14 protein-coding genes are annotated in these 17882 nt (G+C 68.6%); 11 read left to right on the top strand and 3 right to left on the bottom strand.

Annotation, left to right across the window (positions count from 1 at the left end; all coding sequences use genetic code 11):
- Window positions 1–220: 220 nt before the first annotated feature.
- The 5 genes from ACRSBM_RS13070 to ACRSBM_RS13050 are packed head-to-tail and all read left to right on the top strand — an operon-like array spanning window position 221 to window position 5670.
- On the top strand, window positions 221–1501 hold the full coding sequence (locus ACRSBM_RS13070; RefSeq protein ID WP_434443296.1) for an ABC transporter substrate-binding protein: 1281 nt from the start codon (window positions 221–223) through the stop codon (window positions 1499–1501).
- The gene (locus ACRSBM_RS13065) at window positions 1501–2460 is read left to right on the top strand and encodes a carbohydrate ABC transporter permease (RefSeq protein WP_434443294.1); all 960 of its coding nucleotides are present in this window, start codon (window positions 1501–1503) and stop codon (window positions 2458–2460) included. Before ACRSBM_RS13070 ends, ACRSBM_RS13065 begins: the two co-directional genes overlap by 1 nt.
- Window positions 2457–3275 (top strand): carbohydrate ABC transporter permease, encoded by an 819-nt coding sequence (locus ACRSBM_RS13060; RefSeq protein ID WP_434443292.1) that lies wholly within the window; start codon window positions 2457–2459, stop codon window positions 3273–3275. Before ACRSBM_RS13065 ends, ACRSBM_RS13060 begins: the two co-directional genes overlap by 4 nt.
- Before the next feature lie 2 nt (window positions 3276–3277).
- On the top strand, window positions 3278–4654 hold the full coding sequence (locus ACRSBM_RS13055) for a GH1 family beta-glucosidase (RefSeq protein WP_434443290.1): 1377 nt from the start codon (window positions 3278–3280) through the stop codon (window positions 4652–4654).
- The gene (locus ACRSBM_RS13050) at window positions 4651–5670 is read left to right on the top strand and encodes a LacI family DNA-binding transcriptional regulator (protein ID WP_434443288.1); all 1020 of its coding nucleotides are present in this window, start codon (window positions 4651–4653) and stop codon (window positions 5668–5670) included. The genes ACRSBM_RS13055 and ACRSBM_RS13050 overlap by 4 nt, the downstream gene beginning before the upstream one ends.
- A 13-nt stretch (window positions 5671–5683) precedes the next feature.
- On the opposite strand, the gene ACRSBM_RS13045 is transcribed toward ACRSBM_RS13050, so the two are convergent.
- The 3 genes from ACRSBM_RS13045 to ACRSBM_RS13035 form a co-directional block, all read right to left on the bottom strand.
- Window positions 5684–6058 (bottom strand): nuclear transport factor 2 family protein, encoded by a 375-nt coding sequence (locus ACRSBM_RS13045; protein WP_434443286.1) that lies wholly within the window; start codon window positions 6056–6058, stop codon window positions 5684–5686.
- A complete protein-coding gene (locus tag ACRSBM_RS13040) occupies window positions 6055–6465 on the bottom strand; it encodes a nuclear transport factor 2 family protein (RefSeq protein WP_434443284.1) in 411 nt (136 codons plus the stop codon). The genes ACRSBM_RS13045 and ACRSBM_RS13040 overlap by 4 nt, the downstream gene beginning before the upstream one ends.
- A gap of 311 nt (window positions 6466–6776) precedes the next feature.
- Window positions 6777–7334, bottom strand: a complete 558-nt coding sequence (locus ACRSBM_RS13035; protein ID WP_434443282.1) for an NAD(P)H-dependent oxidoreductase — start codon at window positions 7332–7334, stop codon at window positions 6777–6779.
- A gap of 86 nt (window positions 7335–7420) precedes the next feature.
- On the opposite strand from ACRSBM_RS13035, the gene ACRSBM_RS13030 reads away from it, so the two are divergent.
- From ACRSBM_RS13030 to ACRSBM_RS13005, 6 genes are all read left to right on the top strand, one after another.
- Window positions 7421–8020 (top strand): TetR/AcrR family transcriptional regulator, encoded by a 600-nt coding sequence (locus tag ACRSBM_RS13030; RefSeq protein ID WP_434443280.1) that lies wholly within the window; start codon window positions 7421–7423, stop codon window positions 8018–8020.
- Between the two features lie 130 nt (window positions 8021–8150).
- Window positions 8151–10721 carry a glycoside hydrolase family 9 protein gene (locus tag ACRSBM_RS13025; protein ID WP_434443278.1) on the top strand — a complete coding sequence of 857 codons (2571 nt, stop codon included), beginning with the start codon at window positions 8151–8153 and terminating at the stop codon, window positions 10719–10721.
- Window positions 10722–10936: 215 nt separating this feature from the next.
- A complete protein-coding gene (gene chvE / locus ACRSBM_RS13020) occupies window positions 10937–12022 on the top strand; it encodes a multiple monosaccharide ABC transporter substrate-binding protein (protein ID WP_434443276.1) in 1086 nt (361 codons plus the stop codon).
- A 26-nt stretch (window positions 12023–12048) separates the two neighbouring features.
- Window positions 12049–13554: a multiple monosaccharide ABC transporter ATP-binding protein gene (gene mmsA, locus ACRSBM_RS13015; RefSeq protein ID WP_434453067.1), complete on the top strand. Its 1506-nt coding sequence runs from the start codon at window positions 12049–12051 to the stop codon at window positions 13552–13554.
- Window positions 13551–14765 carry a multiple monosaccharide ABC transporter permease gene (gene mmsB / locus ACRSBM_RS13010; RefSeq protein ID WP_434443275.1) on the top strand — a complete coding sequence of 405 codons (1215 nt, stop codon included), beginning with the start codon at window positions 13551–13553 and terminating at the stop codon, window positions 14763–14765. The genes mmsA and mmsB overlap by 4 nt, the downstream gene beginning before the upstream one ends.
- Before the next feature lie 30 nt (window positions 14766–14795).
- Window positions 14796–17870, top strand: coding sequence for a family 43 glycosylhydrolase (locus tag ACRSBM_RS13005; protein WP_434443273.1), 3075 nt, complete (start codon window positions 14796–14798; stop codon window positions 17868–17870).
- Window positions 17871–17882 lie beyond the last annotated feature (12 nt).

Here is a 17882-nt window from a genome sequence, read left to right as displayed (position 1 = left end):
CAGCACGCAGTGTTAACCCATCGGACACTTTTCCGGGAACGCTCCCAGGTTTCCCAACTGTGACCTGACCCATGAACCACGAGGTCACCCCGCCGAGGCCCGCCGGAAACGCCTGGTGTGGGCCGAAGTGTGTCTTGACACACGTTCGAAGCCGGGATGACACTCCTCCACATCTGGGAGCGCTCCCAGAACCCGCCGCCGAGACCAGAGGAGTTCTCCCGTGCGACACCGTTGGGTCAGCGTGCTGATCTGTGCCGCCGTGTCCGCCGCCGCCACCACAGCGTGCGGGTCAGGCGGGGCCAGTCAGTCCGCGGACGGCAAGACCGAGCTCACGATCGCCACGTTCAACGAGTTCGGTTACGAAGAGCTGTTCAAGGAGTACGAGGCGGCCCACCCGGACGTCAAGATCACGCAGCGCAAGACCGGCCAGGGCCAGCCGCACCACCAGAACCTGTTCACCAAGCTGGGTGCCGGATCCGGTCTCGCGGACATCGAGGGCGTCGAAGAGGGCTACCTCAGCCAGGTCATGTCGAAGTCCGGGCAGTTCAACGATCTCAAGGAGATCGGCCCGAAGATCGAGGACAACCGCTGGCTGCAGTGGAAGACCGACGCGGTCACCACCAAGGACGGCAAGCTCATCGGCTACGGCACCGACATCGGCCCGCTCGCCATGTGCTACCGCAAGGACCTGTTCGCGCAGGCCGGTCTGCCGGCCGACCCGGAGGGCGTCAAGGCGCTCTTCGCCACGTGGGACAGCTACTTCGCCGCGGGTGACCAGTTCGTCGCCAAGGTTCCCGGCGTCGCCTGGTTCGACAGCGCCGCGCAGGTCTACAACGCGATGCACAACCAGCTCGAGACCGGGTACTACGACAAGTCCGACAAGCTGGTCGTCGACACCAACACCGCCATCAAGTCCAACTGGAACACGGTGACCGCGGCTGTCGCGAGGGGACAGTCGGCGCGGCTCGGGGCGTTCAGCAACGAGTGGAACACCGGGTTCAAGCTCGGCAAGTTCGCCACGAAGACCTGCCCGTCGTGGATGCTCGGCGTGGTCGAGTCCCAGGCGGGACCCGAGAACAAGGGCATGTGGGCGGTCACCGACGTGTTCCCGAACGGTGGCGGCAACTGGGGCGGCTCGTACCTGACCGTGCCGAAGCAGAGCAAGAACGCGAAGAAGGCCGCCGAGCTCGCCGCCTGGCTGACCGCGCCGGAGCAGCAGATCAAGGCGTTCAAGGCCAAGGGCACCTTCCCCAGCCAGGTCAAGGCGCTCGACGCGCCGGAGCTGCTGGAGCAGACCAACGCCTACTTCGGTGACGTCAAGGCCGGCCAGCTGTTCGCCACGCAGGCCAAGAAGATCAAGATCGCGCAGTACAAGGGCCCGGCCGACGGCCAGATCCAGGAGACGGTGTTCAGCCCGGCGCTGCAGTCCGTCGAGCAGGGCAAGAACCCCGACGAGGCCTGGAACACCGCCGTCGAAGGCGCCCAGAAGGCGGCCAAGTAGTGACCGTCACTCTCTCCAAGGTCGACCGCGGGCGAGCGCAGGATGCTCGCCCGCGGCCTCCGCGGCGACATCGGTTGTCCACAGTAGACGCCAAGGTGTCGCCGTACCTGTTCGTCGCTCCCTTCTTCGTGCTGTTCACCGCGATCGGCCTGTTCCCGCTGCTCTACACGGCCTACGTCTCCCTCTTCGACTGGGAGGTCGGGGCCGACGACCCGGCCTTCATCGGGCTGGAGAACTACCGGACGCTGTTCGAGGACGGGCAGTTCTGGAACGCCCTCTTCAACACCTTCAGCATCTTCCTGCTCTCGAGCGCACCGCAGATCGTCATCGCCGTGGTGATCGCGGCGCTGCTGAACGCGAACCTGCGGGCGCGCACCGGCTGGCGGATGGGCGTGCTGCTGCCCTACGTGGCAAGCCTGGTGGCGCTGACGATCATCTTCGGCAACCTGTTCGGCCCGCAGTACGGCCTGGTGAACGATGTGCTCACGACGGTCGGCCTCGACCCGATCGACTGGCAGGCCAGCACCTTCGGCAGCCACGTCGCCATCGCGTCGATGGTCAACTGGCGCTGGACGGGCTACAACGCGCTGATCGTGCTCGCCGCGATGCAGGCGATCCCGCGCGAGGTGCACGAGGCCGCGATGGTGGACGGCGCGAGCGCGCTGCGGCGGTTCTTCAGCATCACGCTCCCGATGCTGAAGCCCACGCTGATCTTCGTGATCGTCACCTCGACCATCGGCGGTCTGCAGATCTTCACCGAGCCGAAGCTGTTCGAGCCGTCCGGCGGCAGCGGCGGCGGCACGGAGCACCAGTACCAGACCGTCGTGCTCTACCTGTACCAGTCGGCGTTCCAGGGCCTCGACCTCGGCTACGCCTCCGCGATCGCGTGGGTGCTGTTCCTCATCGTGATCGCCGTCGCCGGCCTCAACTTCTTCATCACCAGGAGGGCGGTGCGATGACCAACCGCAGACCATCCTTCCTGGTGTACGGCCTGCTCGGCGCGTTCGTGCTCGGCTCGGCGTTCCCGTTCTACTGGTCGTACCTGGTCGCGAGCCGCGACAACGCGGTGCTGACCGGTGACTTCACGCTGATCCCCGGCGGGAACTTCTTCGCCAACGCGGCGCGGGTGGTCGACACCATCCCGTTCTGGAAGGCGCTGGGCAACAGCTTCATCGTGTCCGGCACAGTGACGCTCTCGGTGGTGCTGCTGTCGACGCTGGCCGGGTTCGCCTTCGCCAAGCTGCGGTTCCGCGGCCGGGGCGTGCTGTTCCTGTTCGTGGTGGCGACGCTGGCGGTGCCGACCCAGCTCGGGATCATCCCGCTCTACATGGCGATGGCCGAGTTCGGCTGGGCGGGCGAACTGGAAGCCGTCATCGTGCCGAACCTCGTCACCGCGTTCGGCGTGTTCTGGATGCGGCAGTACCTCCTCGACGCCATCCCCGACGAACTCGTCGAGGCGGCGCGCATGGACGGCTGCAGCCTGTGGCGGACGTTCTGGCACGTCGCGCTGCCCGCCGCCCGGCCGGCCGCCGCGATGCTGGGTGTCTTCACGTTCATGCAGTCCTGGAACGACTTCCTGTGGCCACTGGTGGTGCTCAACGCCGACAACCCCACCCTCCAGGTCGCCCTGGAGAAGCTGCAGAGCGGTTACTACGTCGACTACTCGCTCGTACTCGCCGGAACCACGCTCGCGACGGTTCCGGTGCTCATCGTCTTCCTCGTGCTCGGGCGGCAGATCGTCGCCGGTGTGATGCAGGGCGCCGTCAAGGGGTGAAAATGGAGAACATTGTTTTCCCACAGGGTTTTCTGTGGGGAGCCGCGACCGCGGCGTTCCAGGTGGAAGGTGCGACCGAGGTGGACGGCCGCACCGACTCCATCTGGGACGAGTTCTGCCGGCAGCCCGGGAAGGTGGTCGGCGGCGACTGCGGTGAACCCGCCGCCGACCACTACCGGCGGTTCGAGCAGGACGTCGCCATGATGGCGGACCTGGGACTGAAGGCCTACCGGTTCTCGATCGCCTGGCCGCGCGTGCGGCCGGACGGCGGGAAGGTCAACCAGGCGGGGCTCGACTTCTACCAGCGGCTGATCGACACATTGCTGGCGCACGACATCGTGCCGTGGCCGACGCTGTACCACTGGGACCTGCCGCAGAAGCTCGAGGAGTCGGGCGGCTGGGCGAACCGCGACACGGCGTTCCGCTTCGCCGACTACGCGGCCGCGACCGTCGAGGCACTCGGCGACCGCGTCGGCACGTGGACGACGTTGAACGAGCCGTGGTGCTCGGCGTTCCTCGGCTACGCGGCGGGAATCCACGCACCGGGCCGCACGGACCCGGCCGCCGCCGTCGCCGCGGTGCACCACCTGCTGCTCGGGCACGGCCTCGCGGCCGACACCATCCGCGCCGCCAGCCCGGACGCTAAGGTGGGCATCACGCTCAACATGTACCCGATCATCCCGGTGGACCCCGGCAACCCGGCGGACCTCGACGTCGCACGCCGGCTCGACGGGCTGCAGCAGCGGATCTTCCTGGACCCGTTGCTGCGCGGTGAGTACCCGGCCGACATCGTCGCGGACCTGGAGCCGTTCGGGTTCAGCGAGCACGTGCAGGACGGCGACCTCGGCGTGATCTCGGGGCCGATGGACATGCTCGGCGTGAACTACTACACCGAGCACTACGTCAGCTCCTCCCCCAACGGCGAGGCCGGTCCGTCGCCGTGGGTGGGCGTGCGGCATGCCTCGTTCCCGCCCCGCGACGCCCCCATCACCGACATGGGCTGGGAGGTGCGGCCGGACGGGCTCACGACCGTGCTGATGCGGGTGCACAACGACTACCCGAAGCTGCCGCTCTACATCACCGAGAACGGCGCCGCGTTCCGCGACGACTTCTCGGGCAACGGTGCGATCGACGACGTCGACCGCACCGGGTACATCGCCTCCCACCTGCGCGCCGCCCACGCGGCGATCGAGGCGGGGGTCGACCTGCGCGGCTACTTCTGCTGGTCGCTGCTGGACAACTTCGAGTGGGCCGAGGGGTACGCGAAGCGGTTCGGCATCGTCCACGTCGACTACTCCACCCAGATCCGCACCCCGAAGATGAGTGCGAGGTGGTTCAGCCGGGTGGCGCGTGACAACGCGCTGGTCTCCGTCTCATGACGGAAGGCAGGAGTCGGCGCCCCGGCCCGCGCATCGAGGAGGTCGCGCGCGTGGCCGGGGTGTCGAAGTCGACCGTCTCCAGGGTGATCAACGGCGAGAAGTACGTGAGCGAGCGGTCCCGCCAGTCGGTGCACCGCGCGATCGCGCTGCTCGGGTACAGCCCGAACCACGCCGCGCGCACCCTGGCGGGCAGCAAGGCGAACGCGATCGCGCTGGTGATCTCCGAGCAGGGCAGCCGGGTCCTCGCCGACCCGTTCTTCGCCGGGGTGCTGCGCGGGGTCCACGCCGAACTGGCCGGACGGCACGTCCAGCTCCTGCTGATGATGAACCAGCCGCTCGACGGTGAGGACCAGGTCGCCTACCTCACCGGCGGGCACGTCGACGGTGCCCTCGTGGTGAGCCTGCACGGCGAGGACCCGTTGCCGAGGACGTTGCACGAGACGGGGCTGCCCATCGTGGTGGGCGGCCGTCCGCTCGCGGGCGGCGCCGTCCCGTTCGTCGACGCGGACAACTTCAACGGTGCCCTGGGAGCAGTGCGCTTCCTCATCTCGCTGGGCCGCGAGAAGATCGCCACGATCGCCGGCCCACGCGACATGGCGGTCGGCATGGACCGGCTCAGCGGCTGGCGGTGCGGGCTCGCCGAACACGGCATGGCCGTGGAACTGGTGGTGCACAGCGACTTCACGCCCGAAAGCGGCGCGCTCGCGATGGAGGAGCTGCTGCGCAGGGCACCCGACCTCGACGCGGTCTTCGTGGCCGCGGACATCATGGCGCTGGGCGCGCTACGGGTCCTGCAGACACGCGGGTACCGCATCCCCGACGACGTGGCGGTGGTGGGGTTCGACGACTCCGTGCTCGCCTCGACCGCCGTACCGCCGCTCACCACCGTGCGGCAGGACGTGGAACTGTTCGGCCGCACCATGACCTGGCGCCTGCTCGCGGAACTCGCCGGCGAGGAGAAGCTGCCGCAGTCGATGCTGCTGCCCACCTCGCTCGTGCGGCGATCGAGCGCCTGATCCCGCTCGCCGGTCAGGCGCTCGCCGTGGTGTCCGGGACGAACGTGCGGTACTCCTCGACGCGGGCGATGAGGCCGTCGTCGAAGCGGTAGTACATCGCCGCGTTCACCCGGCCCCGGCTGCCGTCCGCCGCGGTCACGTGCGCGACGTGCTGGGCGATGACCTCCCGCGGTTTCGCCAGCTGACGCGTGAGCTCGTAGCGCGTCGACCGCACGCCGGCGCTCGCCTCGCGCAGGCCGCGGAGGTGCTCGTCGATCCGCACCGACGTGCCGTCGTTGTTGTTCCACACCGTCGCGTCAGCCGTGAAGAGTGCTCGTGCTCCCTCCCATTCCTGGTTTTGCAGGTGGCGCAGATAGCGGGCGACGGTGTCCTTGAGTTCTTGGCTCATGCGTCTTCTCCTGTGCGTGCCTTCAGTTCACCGTCGACCGTGCCGGTGCTGATGGGGATGAAATTCGCGTACTGTTCGTTCCGGACGATGAGCCCGTTCTCGAAGCGGAAGTAGAAGACGGCGTGCACGTTGCCGCGCATGGTGCCCTCTCCGTAGTCCTGGTCGACCTCGATGTCGAGCTGGGTGAGCACATCGTCACCTTCGGAGATCTGCCGGATGATGTTGTACTTCAGCGAAGCGACCATCCCGTCCTGCGCGCTGGCCCGCGAGGACGCCTCGGCGAGGGTCAGCTCGAGCTCGTTGTGCTTCCACACGGTCGCCGTGTCGGCGTACATGGCCCAGGCCTGGTCCCATTCGCCGTTCTCCACGTGGCGGAGCTGCTCGACCACCTTTTCTTCGAGGCTCATGTTCAGGTGACTTCTCTCATTTCAGAAGAATGGTGGAAATGACTCACCCCGTGGTCCCGGTGTTTCGATGGCCGACGGGTTCGCGTGTCATATCAAAATCCTATAGTGAGCTGAGATGCGAACCCACCAGAATGCTTCGATGGCAAAAACAACGGTACGGGTGGTGCGTTACGCGCAAGAACAGCCCCGAAAAGGCAGCGGCGTACCGTCCGTCATAGAGCAGACAAGAAGGCCCGCTCCGCCCGACCTCTCCGGGTCAGGGCTGGAACGGGCCTTCCGAGGTGGTGACTGCCGCGGTCGCGGCGCGCAGGTCAGACGGTAGCGGCCGCGCGCGCGGCCAGCCCCTCGATGACGACGGCCAGCTTCTCGGTGACCTCGGGGTCGTCGGCCGGGTGGAGCTCGGCGAAGCGCACCACCGAGGACGGGATCGAGAGCGTCAGGTCGTCGGCGACCACGCCGCCGGCGATCTTGGCGGCCTTGCGGGCCTCGTCCTGCGCCCACACGCCGCCGTACTGGCCGAACGCGGTGCCGACGACGGCGACCGGCTTGCCGGACAGGGCGCCCGCGCCGTAGGGACGCGACAGCCAGTCGATGGCGTTCTTGAGCACCGCGGGGATGGTGCCGTTGTACTCGGGCGAGACCAGGAGCAGGGCGTCGGCCTCGACGGCGGCCTCACGCAGCTTGGCCGCGGGGGCTGGGACGGTGCCCTCGGCGTCGATGTCCTCGTTGTAGAACGGCACGGTGTCGAGGCCCTCGAACAGGCCGACCTCGATGTGCTCCGGCGCGAGCCTGACCGCGGCCTCGGCGAGCCCGCGGTTGTGCGATCCGGAACGGAGGCTGCCGACGAGCGTGAGGATGCGGACTGCCATGACGTGACTCCCAGGTGCAGGCTGTGTTGGACGACTACGACGCTAAACGGGATGCGGCCCGGTTATCTTCCGGCTAGGCTGCGGAGGTGATCGACGGCACATCCCTGCCCCTCGCCGGCCCCGAGACGCCCCTGCGTGCGGACGCGGTGCGCAACCGGGCGCTGTTACTGGAGGCGGCGGCCCGGCTGGCCGCCGAGCGGGGTGCCGCGGCGATCACGATGGAGTCCGTGGCGGCGGCCGCCGGGGTCGGCAAAGGCACGGTGTCGCGTCGCTTCGGCGATCGCAACGGACTGCTCCAGGCGTTGCTGGACCGCTCGGAGATCCAGTTCCAGGAGGCGTTCCTGAGCGGCCCGCCGCCGCTCGGACCCGGCGCCGACGCGGCGACGCGGCTCAGGGCGTTCGGCCCGGCACTCCTGCGCCACGAGCACGCCCACCTCGATCTCTACCTGGCGGCCGAGCCGTCGCCCGACCGCCGGTTCTCGGTGCCGGCCAGGCGGTTGCGCCACCGGCACGTCACCCTGCTCGTGCGCGCGGCCCTCCCCGGCGCCGACGCCGAACTGCTCGCGCACACCCTGCTGGCGTCGGTGGACGTCGTGCTGGCCGACCACCTCGTCCGCGGCCCCGGCGCGTCGCCGGCACGGCTGGAAGCCGGGTGGCACTACCTTCTCGACCGGCTGCTGGCCTGAGGTTCGAGTCGAAATCGACCGTCGAACGCGATCGAAGGACCATCAGGGGTTGTAGCCGTCGCCGAACTCGCCCTACGGTCCCTGGGAGCGCTCCCAGACGCCCGTCGACGAGGACGGAGAACCTCACAGCATGAGATCAAAACCCCCACGTCTCCTCGCCGCGACCCTGCTCGCGGTGCTGACGGCGACGTCGCTCCCCAGCGCAGCGGCAGCCGCGGACTACGAGCGCGTGCTCAACGGAGATTTCGACAGCGGTTCCGCCGATCCCTGGTGGAGCGGCGCCGGAGTGACCAACCGGGTCACCGGCGGCGAGCTGTGCGCGGCGGTCACCGGTGGGACGACGAACCCCTGGGACGCGCTGATCGGCCAGAACGGCGTTCCGTTCGAGAGTGGCCAGTCCTACACGTTCTCGTTCGACGCCCACGCCACGAATGCGCAGCCCGTCACGGCCGCGGCGGGCGAGAGCGTCAGCCCGTACCGCGGGATCGCGAGCCAGCAGTTCACGCTCTCCCCTGAGAAGCAACGCTTCTCGTTCACCTTCACGTCCACTTTGGACTTCCCGGACGCGGGCAACGGCCAGGTCGCGTTCCAGCTGGGCGGCCAGCCGTCGGACAACACGATCTGCGTGGACAACATCTCGGTGATCGGTGGCGTGAAGCCTCCCGGCGGCGTGAACCCCAACCCCACCAAGAAGGTCCAGGTCGACCTGGTGGCGTACGCGCCGGGCCTGCCCAAGCGCGCGACCCTCGTCTCCACCGCCACCACGCCGCAGACCTGGACGCTCAAGAACTCGGCGGGCGCGGCCGTGGCCACCGGCCAGACCACGCCGAAGGGCGCGGACGCGACGTCCGGCGACTCGGTGCACGTGATCGACTTCTCGTCGTTCGACACGGCCGGCACCGGGTACACGCTGTCCGTCGGTGAGGACAGCAGCTTCCCGTTCGACATCTCCGCGGACCCGTTCAAGCGGCTGCGCTACGACTCGCTCGCGTTCTTCTACCACCAGCGCAGCGGAACGCCGATCGAGGCGCAGTACGTCGGCGACGAGTACGCGCGGCCCGCCGGTCACATCAACATCGCGCCCAACCAGGGCGACGACAACGTGCCGTGCCGCGCCGACCTCGCCTGCGACTACACGCTCGACGTGCGCGGCGGCTGGTACGACGCGGGCGACCACGGCAAGTACGTCGTCAACGGCGGTATCGCGACCTGGCAGCTCCTCAACGCCTATGAACGGGCAAGCCGCGTGGGTGACGCGTCCGCGTACCGCGACGGCGCGCTGAACATCCCGGAGAAGGCCAACGGTGTGCCGGACCTGCTCGACGAGGCACGCTGGGAGGTCGACTTCCTGCTGAAGATGCAGGCACCCGACGGCATGGCGCACCACAAGATCCACGACGCGAACTGGACCGCGTTGCCCACCCGTCCCGAGCTGGACGACCAGCCGCGCAGGCTGTCCGCGACCAGCACGGCCGCGACGCTGAACCTGGCGGCGGTCGCCGCGCAGGCGTCCCGGCTGTGGAAGGACATCGACGCCACCTACTCCGCCACGCTGCTGTCGGCGGCGCGCGAGGCGTACGCGGCGGCCAAGGCGAACCCCGCCAAGCTCGCCGACCCGAACGACGGCACCGGCGGCGGCGCCTACAGCGACAACACCGTCAGCGACGAGTTCTACTGGGCCGCATCGGAGCTGTACGCGACCACGGGTGAGGCCGCCTACCGGACCGACGTGACCGCCTCGCCGCACTACAAGGCGGCCGGGCTGAGCAGGGCCGGCTTCTACTGGGGCGGCACGGCGCCACTGGGTGACATCACGCTCGCCCTCGTGCCGGGCGGTCTGCCCGCGGCGGACGTCGCGGCGATCAAGTCGGCGTTCGCGACCGTCGCGGACCAGCACCTGACGGCCATGGCGGCGATGGGGTACGCCGCGCCGTACGACAACAGCGTCGACGGGTACGTCTGGGGCTCGAACTCCGCGGTCCTGAACAACGCCCAGGTGCTCGCTCTCGCCCACGACTTCACCGGTGCCGCGAAGTACCGCGACGGCGTGTTCGAGGCACTGCACTACGTCCTCGGCCGCAACCCGCTCAGCACTTCGTACGTGGCGGGCTACGGCGACCAGGCGATGGTCAACGCGCACCACCGGTTCTGGGCGAGGCAGAACGACCCGACCCTGCCGATCGCGCCGCCCGGCTCGTTGTCCGGCGGCCCGAACAGCGCACTGCAGGACCCGGTCGCGCAACGGCTGCTCGCCGGCTGCCCCCAGCAGAAGTGCTGGGTGGACGACATCGGCGCGTACTCGGTGAACGAGGTGGCGATCAACTGGAACTCCGCGCTCGCCTGGGTGTCGGGCTGGGCGGCGGAGAAGTCCGGGACCACCACGCCGAAGTCCGACTGCGAGGTCGGCTTCACCGCCAACCGGTGGCCCGGCGGCATGTCGGCGCAGGTGAAGATCACCAACACCGGCACGACCGCGTGGCCGGCCTGGCAGCTCGGGTTCGCGCTCCCCGGCGACCAGGGCGTCACCACGGGATGGTCGGCGACCTGGAGCCAGACCGGGCGCGACGTCACGGCGAGCAACGCGTCGTGGAACGGCAAGATCGAGCCGGGCAAGTCCGTCTACATCGGATTCAACGCATCCGGCGCCGGAGCCGATCCGGCCGCCTTCACCGTGAACGGGAAGGCCTGCGGAACCGCCTGACCGCACCAGGGATGCGCCCGCCGCCACGACCGTGGCGGCGGGCGCTTCGGTTTTCTCGGGGTGCGCGGGCACGTGCCGCGCTCTGCCACCGTTGTCTGTGAGCGCTAACAGGCACGACCTGGTGTTATCCAGATGATACTTGACGGGCCTGTTGTTAGCGATAACACTCGCCGCCTAACAGCATTGTTGCCTGCCGGTGACATCGAGGAGAACTGATGAGGCTTGCCAGGATCGCGGCCACCACCGCACTCGCCGTCACCCTCGCCGCCTGCGGGTCGGCGGAGAAGACGGTCGACCAGCAGAGCAGCTCGAGTGATGGCGCGCTGGTGGGCGTCACCATGCCGACGCGGTCGTCGGAGCGCTGGATCCACGACGGCGACAACATCAAGAAGGCCCTGGAGGGCAAGGGGTACAAGGTCGACCTCCAGTACGCGGAGAACGACATCCCGACCCAGGCCAACCAGATCGAGAACCAGATCACCAAGGGCGCCAAGCTGTTGATCGTCGCCTCGATCGACGGCACGGCGATCACCTCGCAGCTGCAGCAGGCCGCCGACGCCAAGATCCCGGTGATCGCCTACGACCGCCTGATCCGCAAGAGCCCGAACGTCGACTACTACGCCACGTTCGACAACTTCAAGGTCGGCGTGGAGCAGGCGAACTCGTTGCTCGCCGGCCTGAAGACGCGCGGCGAGGGCCCGTTCAACATCGAGCTGTTCGCGGGCTCGCCGGACGACAACAACGCCACGTTCTTCTTCAACGGCGCGATGTCGGTGCTCCAGCCGCTGATCGACCAGGGCAAGCTCATCGTCAAGTCGGCCCAGAAGGACTTCAGGACCGTCGCGATCCTGCGCTGGGACCCCGCGACCGCGCAGAAGCGGATGGAGGACCTGCTCACCTCCTCCTACGGCGGCAGCAAGGTCGACGGTGTCCTGTCGCCCTACGACGGCCTGTCGATCGGCATCCTGTCCGCGCTCAAGAGCAGCGGCTACGGCACCGCCGACCAGGCGTACCCGATCGTGACCGGTCAGGACGCCGAGGTCGCCTCGGTGAAGTCGATCATCGCCGGTGAGCAGTACTCCACGATCCACAAGGACACCCGGCAGCTCGCCGACGTCACGGTGAAGATGGCCGACGCGGTGCTCCAGGGTGGCAAGCCGGAGGTCAACAACACCAAGGACTACGACAACGGCAACAAGGTCGTGCCGTCGTTCCTGCTCCAGCCGGTCACCGTGGACAAGGCGAACTACCAGAAGGAACTCGTCGACTCCGGCTACTACACCGCCGACCAGCTCAGGTAGGTCCGGTGTCCGACGAGATCCTGGTGATGCGCGGCATCACCAAGAGGTTCGCGGGCGTCACCGCGCTGCACGAGGTCTCGCTGACCGTGCGGCGCGGTGAGATCCACGCGATCTGCGGCGAGAACGGCGCGGGCAAGTCCACGCTGATGAAGGTGCTGTCCGGGGTGCACCCGCACGGCACGTACGAGGGCGAGATCCTCTTCGAGGGCGAGCCGTGCGCGTTCCACGGCGTACGCGACAGCGAACGCCGCGGCATCGTGATCATCCACCAGGAGCTGGCGCTGTGCGGCCAGCTTTCCGTGGCGGAGAACCTGTTCCTGGGCAACGAAAGGGCGCGGCGCGGGTTCATCGACTGGAACCGCACCAACCACGAGGCCCAGGCGCTGCTCGACCGCGTGGGACTGCGGGAGAACCCGACGACACCGGTCAACGACCTCGGCGTCGGCAAGCAGCAGCTCGTCGAGATCGCCAAGGCGCTGTCCAAGGAGGTCAGCCTCCTGATCCTGGACGAGCCGACGGCGGCGCTCAACGACGACGACTCGCAGCACCTGCTGGACCTGCTCGACGGGCTGCGGGACGAGGGCATCACCTCGGTGATCATCTCCCACAAGCTGGGCGAGGTCACCAGCATCGCGGACACCGTCACGGTGCTGCGCGACGGCAGGACGATCGAGACGCTGCCCGCCGAGGGACTCAGCGAGGAACGCATCATCGCCGGCATGGTCGGCCGCGACCTGGAACACCGGTTCCCGCCGCGCACCCCGGACATCGGTGACGAGGTGCTGCGCATCGAGGACTGGACGGTGCACAGCCCGGCCCAGCCGGACCGGGTGGTCGTCGACAACGCCACGCTGTCGTTGCGGCGCGGGGAGATCGTCGGTCTCGCCGGGCTGATGGGCGCCGGTCGCACAGAGCTCGCGATGAGCGTGTTCGGCCGTTCCTACGGCGTGGGCATCTCCGGGCGCGTGGTGAAGGACGGCCGGGAGATCGACACCCGCACCGTGCGCGCCGCGATCCGCCATGGGCTCGCGTACGTGAGCGAGGACCGCAAGCGGTACGGGCTCAACCTGATCGAGGGCGTGCAGCGCAACGTCTCCGCAGCGGCGCTGGACAAGCTCGCGAACCGCGGCTGGGTGAACGAGAACGAGGAGTACACGGTCGCGGAACGGTTCCGGAAGTCGATGGGCATCCGCACGGCCGCCGTCTCGACGCCGACCGGCACGCTGTCCGGCGGCAACCAGCAGAAGGTCGTGCTGGCGAAGTGGATGTTCACCGACCCGGACGTGCTGATCCTCGACGAACCGACGCGCGGCATCGACGTCGGCGCGAAGTACGAGATCTACTCGATCATCAACGACCTCGCCGCGCAGGGCAGGGCGGTGCTGGTGATCTCCTCGGAGCTGCCGGAGCTCCTCGGCCTGTGCGACCGCGTGTACGCGCTGTCGGAAGGCCGCATCACCGGCGAGGTCAGCCGTGCCGAGGCCACGCAGGAACGCCTGATGCAATACATGACCCGAGGACAGAACTCATGACCACGAAGACCGCGCCCGCTCCGGCCGCAGCGCCGCCCGCGCCGTCCCGCCGGTTCTCGATCAACCCGCGGCAGTCGGGCATCTACGTCGCGTTCGCGTTGATCGTCGTGCTGTTCACGGTGCTGACCGACGGTGCCCTGCTGCAGCCGCAGAACATCTCGAACATCATCGTGCAGAACTCCTACGTGCTGATCCTCGCGATCGGCATGATCCTGGTGATCATCGGCGGGCACATCGACCTGTCGGTCGGCTCGACGGTGGCGCTGACCGGTGCGATCTGCGCGGTGCTGACCGTCCAATGGGGACTGCCGTGGCCGGTGGCGGTGCTGCTGACGCTCCTGTCCGGCGCGGTCATCGGCGCGGCGCAGGGCTACTGGATCGCGTACTTCGGCATCCCGGCGTTCATCGTCACGCTGGCCGGCATGCTGGTGTTCCGCGCGCTCACCCTGACCACGCTCGGCAACCAGGGCATCGGGCCGTTCCCCGACGAGATCCGGTCGCTGTCGAACGGGTTCACGGGCGGCTACCTCGGCAACATCGGCCTCGGCCCGCTCGGCGGCGCCGACCTCGTGAGCCTGCTCGCCGGACTCGCGTGCGTGGCCGGTTTCGCGTTGTCGCAGTGGCGCAAGCGAGCATCCCGGCTCGGGTACGGCCAGACCGTCGACCCGATGCCGGTGTTCGTGCTGAAGATCGTCGGCGTGGCCGTGGTCGTGATGGCCGTCGTCGTCCAGCTCGCCCGGTTCCGCAACCTGCCGTGGGTGCTGGTGCTGCTCGCGGCGCTCGCGCTCGGCTACTCGCTGATGGCGAACAACTCCGTGTTCGGGCGGCACATCTACTCGATCGGCGGCAACCTGCAGGCCGCCACGCTGTCCGGTGTGAAGGTCAAGGCCGTCACGTTCTGGGTGTTCGTCAACATGGGCGCCCTGGCCGCGCTCGCCGGCGTGATCTTCGCCGGCCGGCTCAACCAGGCGGGTCCGACCGCGGGCACGGCCTTCGAGCTCGACGCCATCGCGGCCGCGTTCATCGGCGGCGCGGCGGTGCAGGGCGGGGTCGGCAAGGTGGTCGGCGCCATCACCGGCGGCCTGATCATGGGCGTGATCAACAACGGCATGTCGCTGATCGGCGCGCCCAGCGAACAGGTGATGCTCGTGAAGGGCCTCGTCCTGCTCGCGGCCGTCGCCTACGACGTCTGGACCAAGCGCCGCGCCTGAAGTCCCTCTCCCGGAAGGCGAACAACAACGATGTTGTCATCCCTGCGCCATTTCGGAGTCGTCGTGGCCGTGACGGCCGCCCTGCTCCCCGTCACGCCCGCCGCCGCCGAACCGCTCGTGCGGTCGGCGGCGAACGCGGTGGAGGTCCCGAACCTCGACGACGTCCGCGGCCACCTCACCCTCCCCACCACCGGCGAGAACGACACGACCATCACGTGGAGGTCGTCCGACGACAAGGTGATCACGGCGACCGGTGAGGTGAGCCGTCCTCCCGCGGGCGGCAAGCCCGCCAAGGTCGTGCTGACGGCGAAGGTGAGCCGCGGGCAGCAGAGCACCACCCGCGCGCTCCTCGCCACCGTGACCCCGTTGCCCGTCAAGGAACCGCTGGCGGGCTACAGCTTCTTCTACTTCACCGGCGAGAGCAGCCCGATCGGCGAGCAGATCTACGCCGCCGCCAGCAACGGCGACAACCCGCTGGACTTCTCCGAGGTCAACAACGGCCAGCCGATCCTGAAGTCGAGCCTCGGTGAGCTGGGTGTGCGCGACCCGTTCATCATGCGCTCCCCCGACGGCGACAAGTTCTACCTGCTGGCCACGGACCTGAAGATCAACGGCGGGCGTGGCTGGGACGCGGCGCAGCGCACCGGCAGCCGGTCGATCATGGTGTGGGAGTCGACCGACCTCCGGAACTGGTCGCGCCAGCGCAGCGTCCAGGTGTCGCCGCCGACCGCGGGCAACACGTGGGCCCCGGAGGCCTTCTGGGACGCCCAGCGCGGCACGTACGTCGTCTACTGGGCCTCGAAGCTGTACGCGGAGAACGATCCCGGCCACACCGGCAACAGCTACAACCGCATGATGTACGCGACGACGCGTGACTTCGTGACGTTCAGCCCGGCGCAGGTGTGGATCGACCCCGGTTACTCGGTCATCGACTCGACGGTCATCGAGCACGACGGCACCTACTACCGGTACACCAAGGACGAACGGAACAACTCGTCGTCCTCACCGTGCAGCAAGTACATCACCGCGGAGAAGTCGACGGACCTGCTGGACCCGGCCTACGACTTCGTCGCCGAGTGCATCGGCAAGGCCACGCCGACGAGCCCCGGTCTCTCCGCGGGTGAGGGGCCGACCGGGTTCAAGTCCAACACCGAGGACAAGTGGTACCTGTTCATCGACGAGTACGGCGGCCGCGGTTACGTGCCGTTCGAGACGACCGATCTGGCGTCCGGGAAGTGGACCATGTCCACGGGGGCGCGCCTGCCCGCCTCCCCGCGCCACGGCACGGTGCTCCCGGTGACGCGGGCGGAGCTGGACCGGCTCACCGCTCCCCCGGCGCCGGTCAGGGCCGACAGCCGGGGTCTCGTCGCGCACTGGCCGCTCACCGGTTCCGCGGTCGACACCACCGGTCACGGCTACGACGGCGCGCTCGCCGGCAACGCCACGTGGTCCGAAGGCTCGCTGTCGCTGCGGGGCGGGCACGTCCAGTTGCCGAACAACATGCTGACCGGCGCGGAAGCCGCGACGATCTCCGCCGACGTGCTGGTGGATCCGGGTCAGCAGACGCCGTACTTCCTCTACGGCTTCGGCAACACCGCGCCGGACGGTGCCGGCAACGGCTACCTGTTCAGCACCGGCGACACCTACCGCGGCGCGATCGCCACCGGCAACTGGACGACCGAGCAGGGTGTGAACTCGGGTCGTGCCCTGCCGCGCGGCGTCTGGAAGAACGTGACGCTGACCGTCGGCGACGGCGTGGAAGTGCTCTACCTGGACGGTGTCGAGGTGGCCCGCAACACCGGCGCCACCACCAGGCCGTCCGACATCGGCGGCGGGATCACCGCGGCCAACTACCTCGGCAGGTCGGTCTACGCGGGCGACAGGCCGTTCCTCGGCAGGATGAAGGACGTCCGCCTCTACAACCGGGCGCTCTCCGGCTCCGAGGTGGGAGCGCTTCCGTTCAACGCGACGCTGATCCGGTCAGTCGGGCACGATTCGCTCGAAGCGCCCGCGATCATCCAGCCCGGCACCGTGGTCCTCCCCGTACGTCCGGGTACCGACCTGCGCCGGATGCGGCTCGACTTCGGTCTCGCGCCGGGCGCGTCCATCACGCCGGCAGGACCGGTCGACCTGCGCGAACCCAGGCGGTTCACCGTGCGGTCGGGCCGCGAAAGTCGTGTGTGGACAGTCGAGGCGCACGAGATGCGGAGCCCCGTGCTGCCGGGCTTCAACGCCGACCCGAACGTCGTCGCGTTCGGCGACACCTACTACATCTACGCGACCACGGACGGTTTCGACGGCTGGAGCGGCACGAAGTTCTCCGCCTGGTCCTCGAAGAACCTCGTGGACTGGAAGGACGAGGGTGTCATCCTCGACCTCGGCCCCGACGTGAGCTGGGCCGACCGCAACGCCTGGGCGCCGGCCATCGCCGAGCGCGACGGGAAGTACTACTTCTACTTCTGCGCCGAGGCCAAGATCGGCGTCGCGGTGAGCGACTCCCCGACCGGCCCGTTCGTCGACTCCGGCCGGCCGCTGGTCGCGCGCAACCCCACTGGCGGGGGTCAGGCGATCGACCCGGCGGTGTTCGTCGACCGTTCCGGACAGCCGTACCTCTACTGGGGCAACGGTGAGGCCTTCGCCGTTCCGCTCAACAGTGACATGATCTCCTATGACCCGGCCAAGATCACCCGTATCACCGGGCTGACTGACTTCCGGGAGGGGCTGTTCATGGTGGAGCGCAAGGGCACGTACTACCTGAGCTGGTCGGTCGACGACACCCGCAGCGAGGACTACCGCGTCGCCTACGCGACCGCGCCCAGCCCCACCGGCCCGTTCACGAACCGCGGCCTGATCCTGCGCAAGGACCCGAAGCTCGGGGTCCTGGGCACCGGGCACAGCTCGATGCTGCAGGTCCCGGGCACCGACGACTGGTACCTCGTGTACCACCGCTTCGCCATCCCCGGCGGGGACGGCACGCACCGCGAGACCACGATCGACAGGATGAGGTTCGACCGCGACGGCTCCATCGTCCCGGTCGCGCCGACCCTGGAAAGCATCGCACCACAACGGATCCGGCCGCAGCACTGCCGGGCCCTGGTCAACTGATCTCAAGGAGTC

The sequence above is a fragment of the Lentzea xerophila genome, assembly GCF_051094245.1.
GTDB classification, from domain to species: domain Bacteria; phylum Actinomycetota; class Actinomycetes; order Mycobacteriales; family Pseudonocardiaceae; genus Lentzea; species Lentzea xerophila.
This window is presented reverse-complemented; position numbering and strand designations above follow the sequence as displayed.

Coding starts and splice junctions, on each gene's coding strand:
- mmsB (WP_434443275.1), top strand. CDS start 13,551: ATGACCACGAAGACCGCGCCCGCTCCGGCCGCAGCGCCGCCCGCGCCG.
- ACRSBM_RS13025 (WP_434443278.1), top strand. CDS start 8,151: ATGAGATCAAAACCCCCACGTCTCCTCGCCGCGACCCTGCTCGCGGTG.
- ACRSBM_RS13055 (WP_434443290.1), top strand. CDS start 3,278: ATGGAGAACATTGTTTTCCCACAGGGTTTTCTGTGGGGAGCCGCGACC.
- chvE (WP_434443276.1), top strand. CDS start 10,937: ATGAGGCTTGCCAGGATCGCGGCCACCACCGCACTCGCCGTCACCCTC.
- ACRSBM_RS13035 (WP_434443282.1), bottom strand. CDS start 7,334: ATGGCAGTCCGCATCCTCACGCTCGTCGGCAGCCTCCGTTCCGGATCG.
- ACRSBM_RS13005 (WP_434443273.1), top strand. CDS start 14,796: ATGTTGTCATCCCTGCGCCATTTCGGAGTCGTCGTGGCCGTGACGGCC.
- mmsA (WP_434453067.1), top strand. CDS start 12,049: ATGCGCGGCATCACCAAGAGGTTCGCGGGCGTCACCGCGCTGCACGAG.
- ACRSBM_RS13045 (WP_434443286.1), bottom strand. CDS start 6,058: ATGAGCCAAGAACTCAAGGACACCGTCGCCCGCTATCTGCGCCACCTG.
- ACRSBM_RS13050 (WP_434443288.1), top strand. CDS start 4,651: ATGACGGAAGGCAGGAGTCGGCGCCCCGGCCCGCGCATCGAGGAGGTC.
- ACRSBM_RS13040 (WP_434443284.1), bottom strand. CDS start 6,465: ATGAGCCTCGAAGAAAAGGTGGTCGAGCAGCTCCGCCACGTGGAGAAC.
- ACRSBM_RS13060 (WP_434443292.1), top strand. CDS start 2,457: ATGACCAACCGCAGACCATCCTTCCTGGTGTACGGCCTGCTCGGCGCG.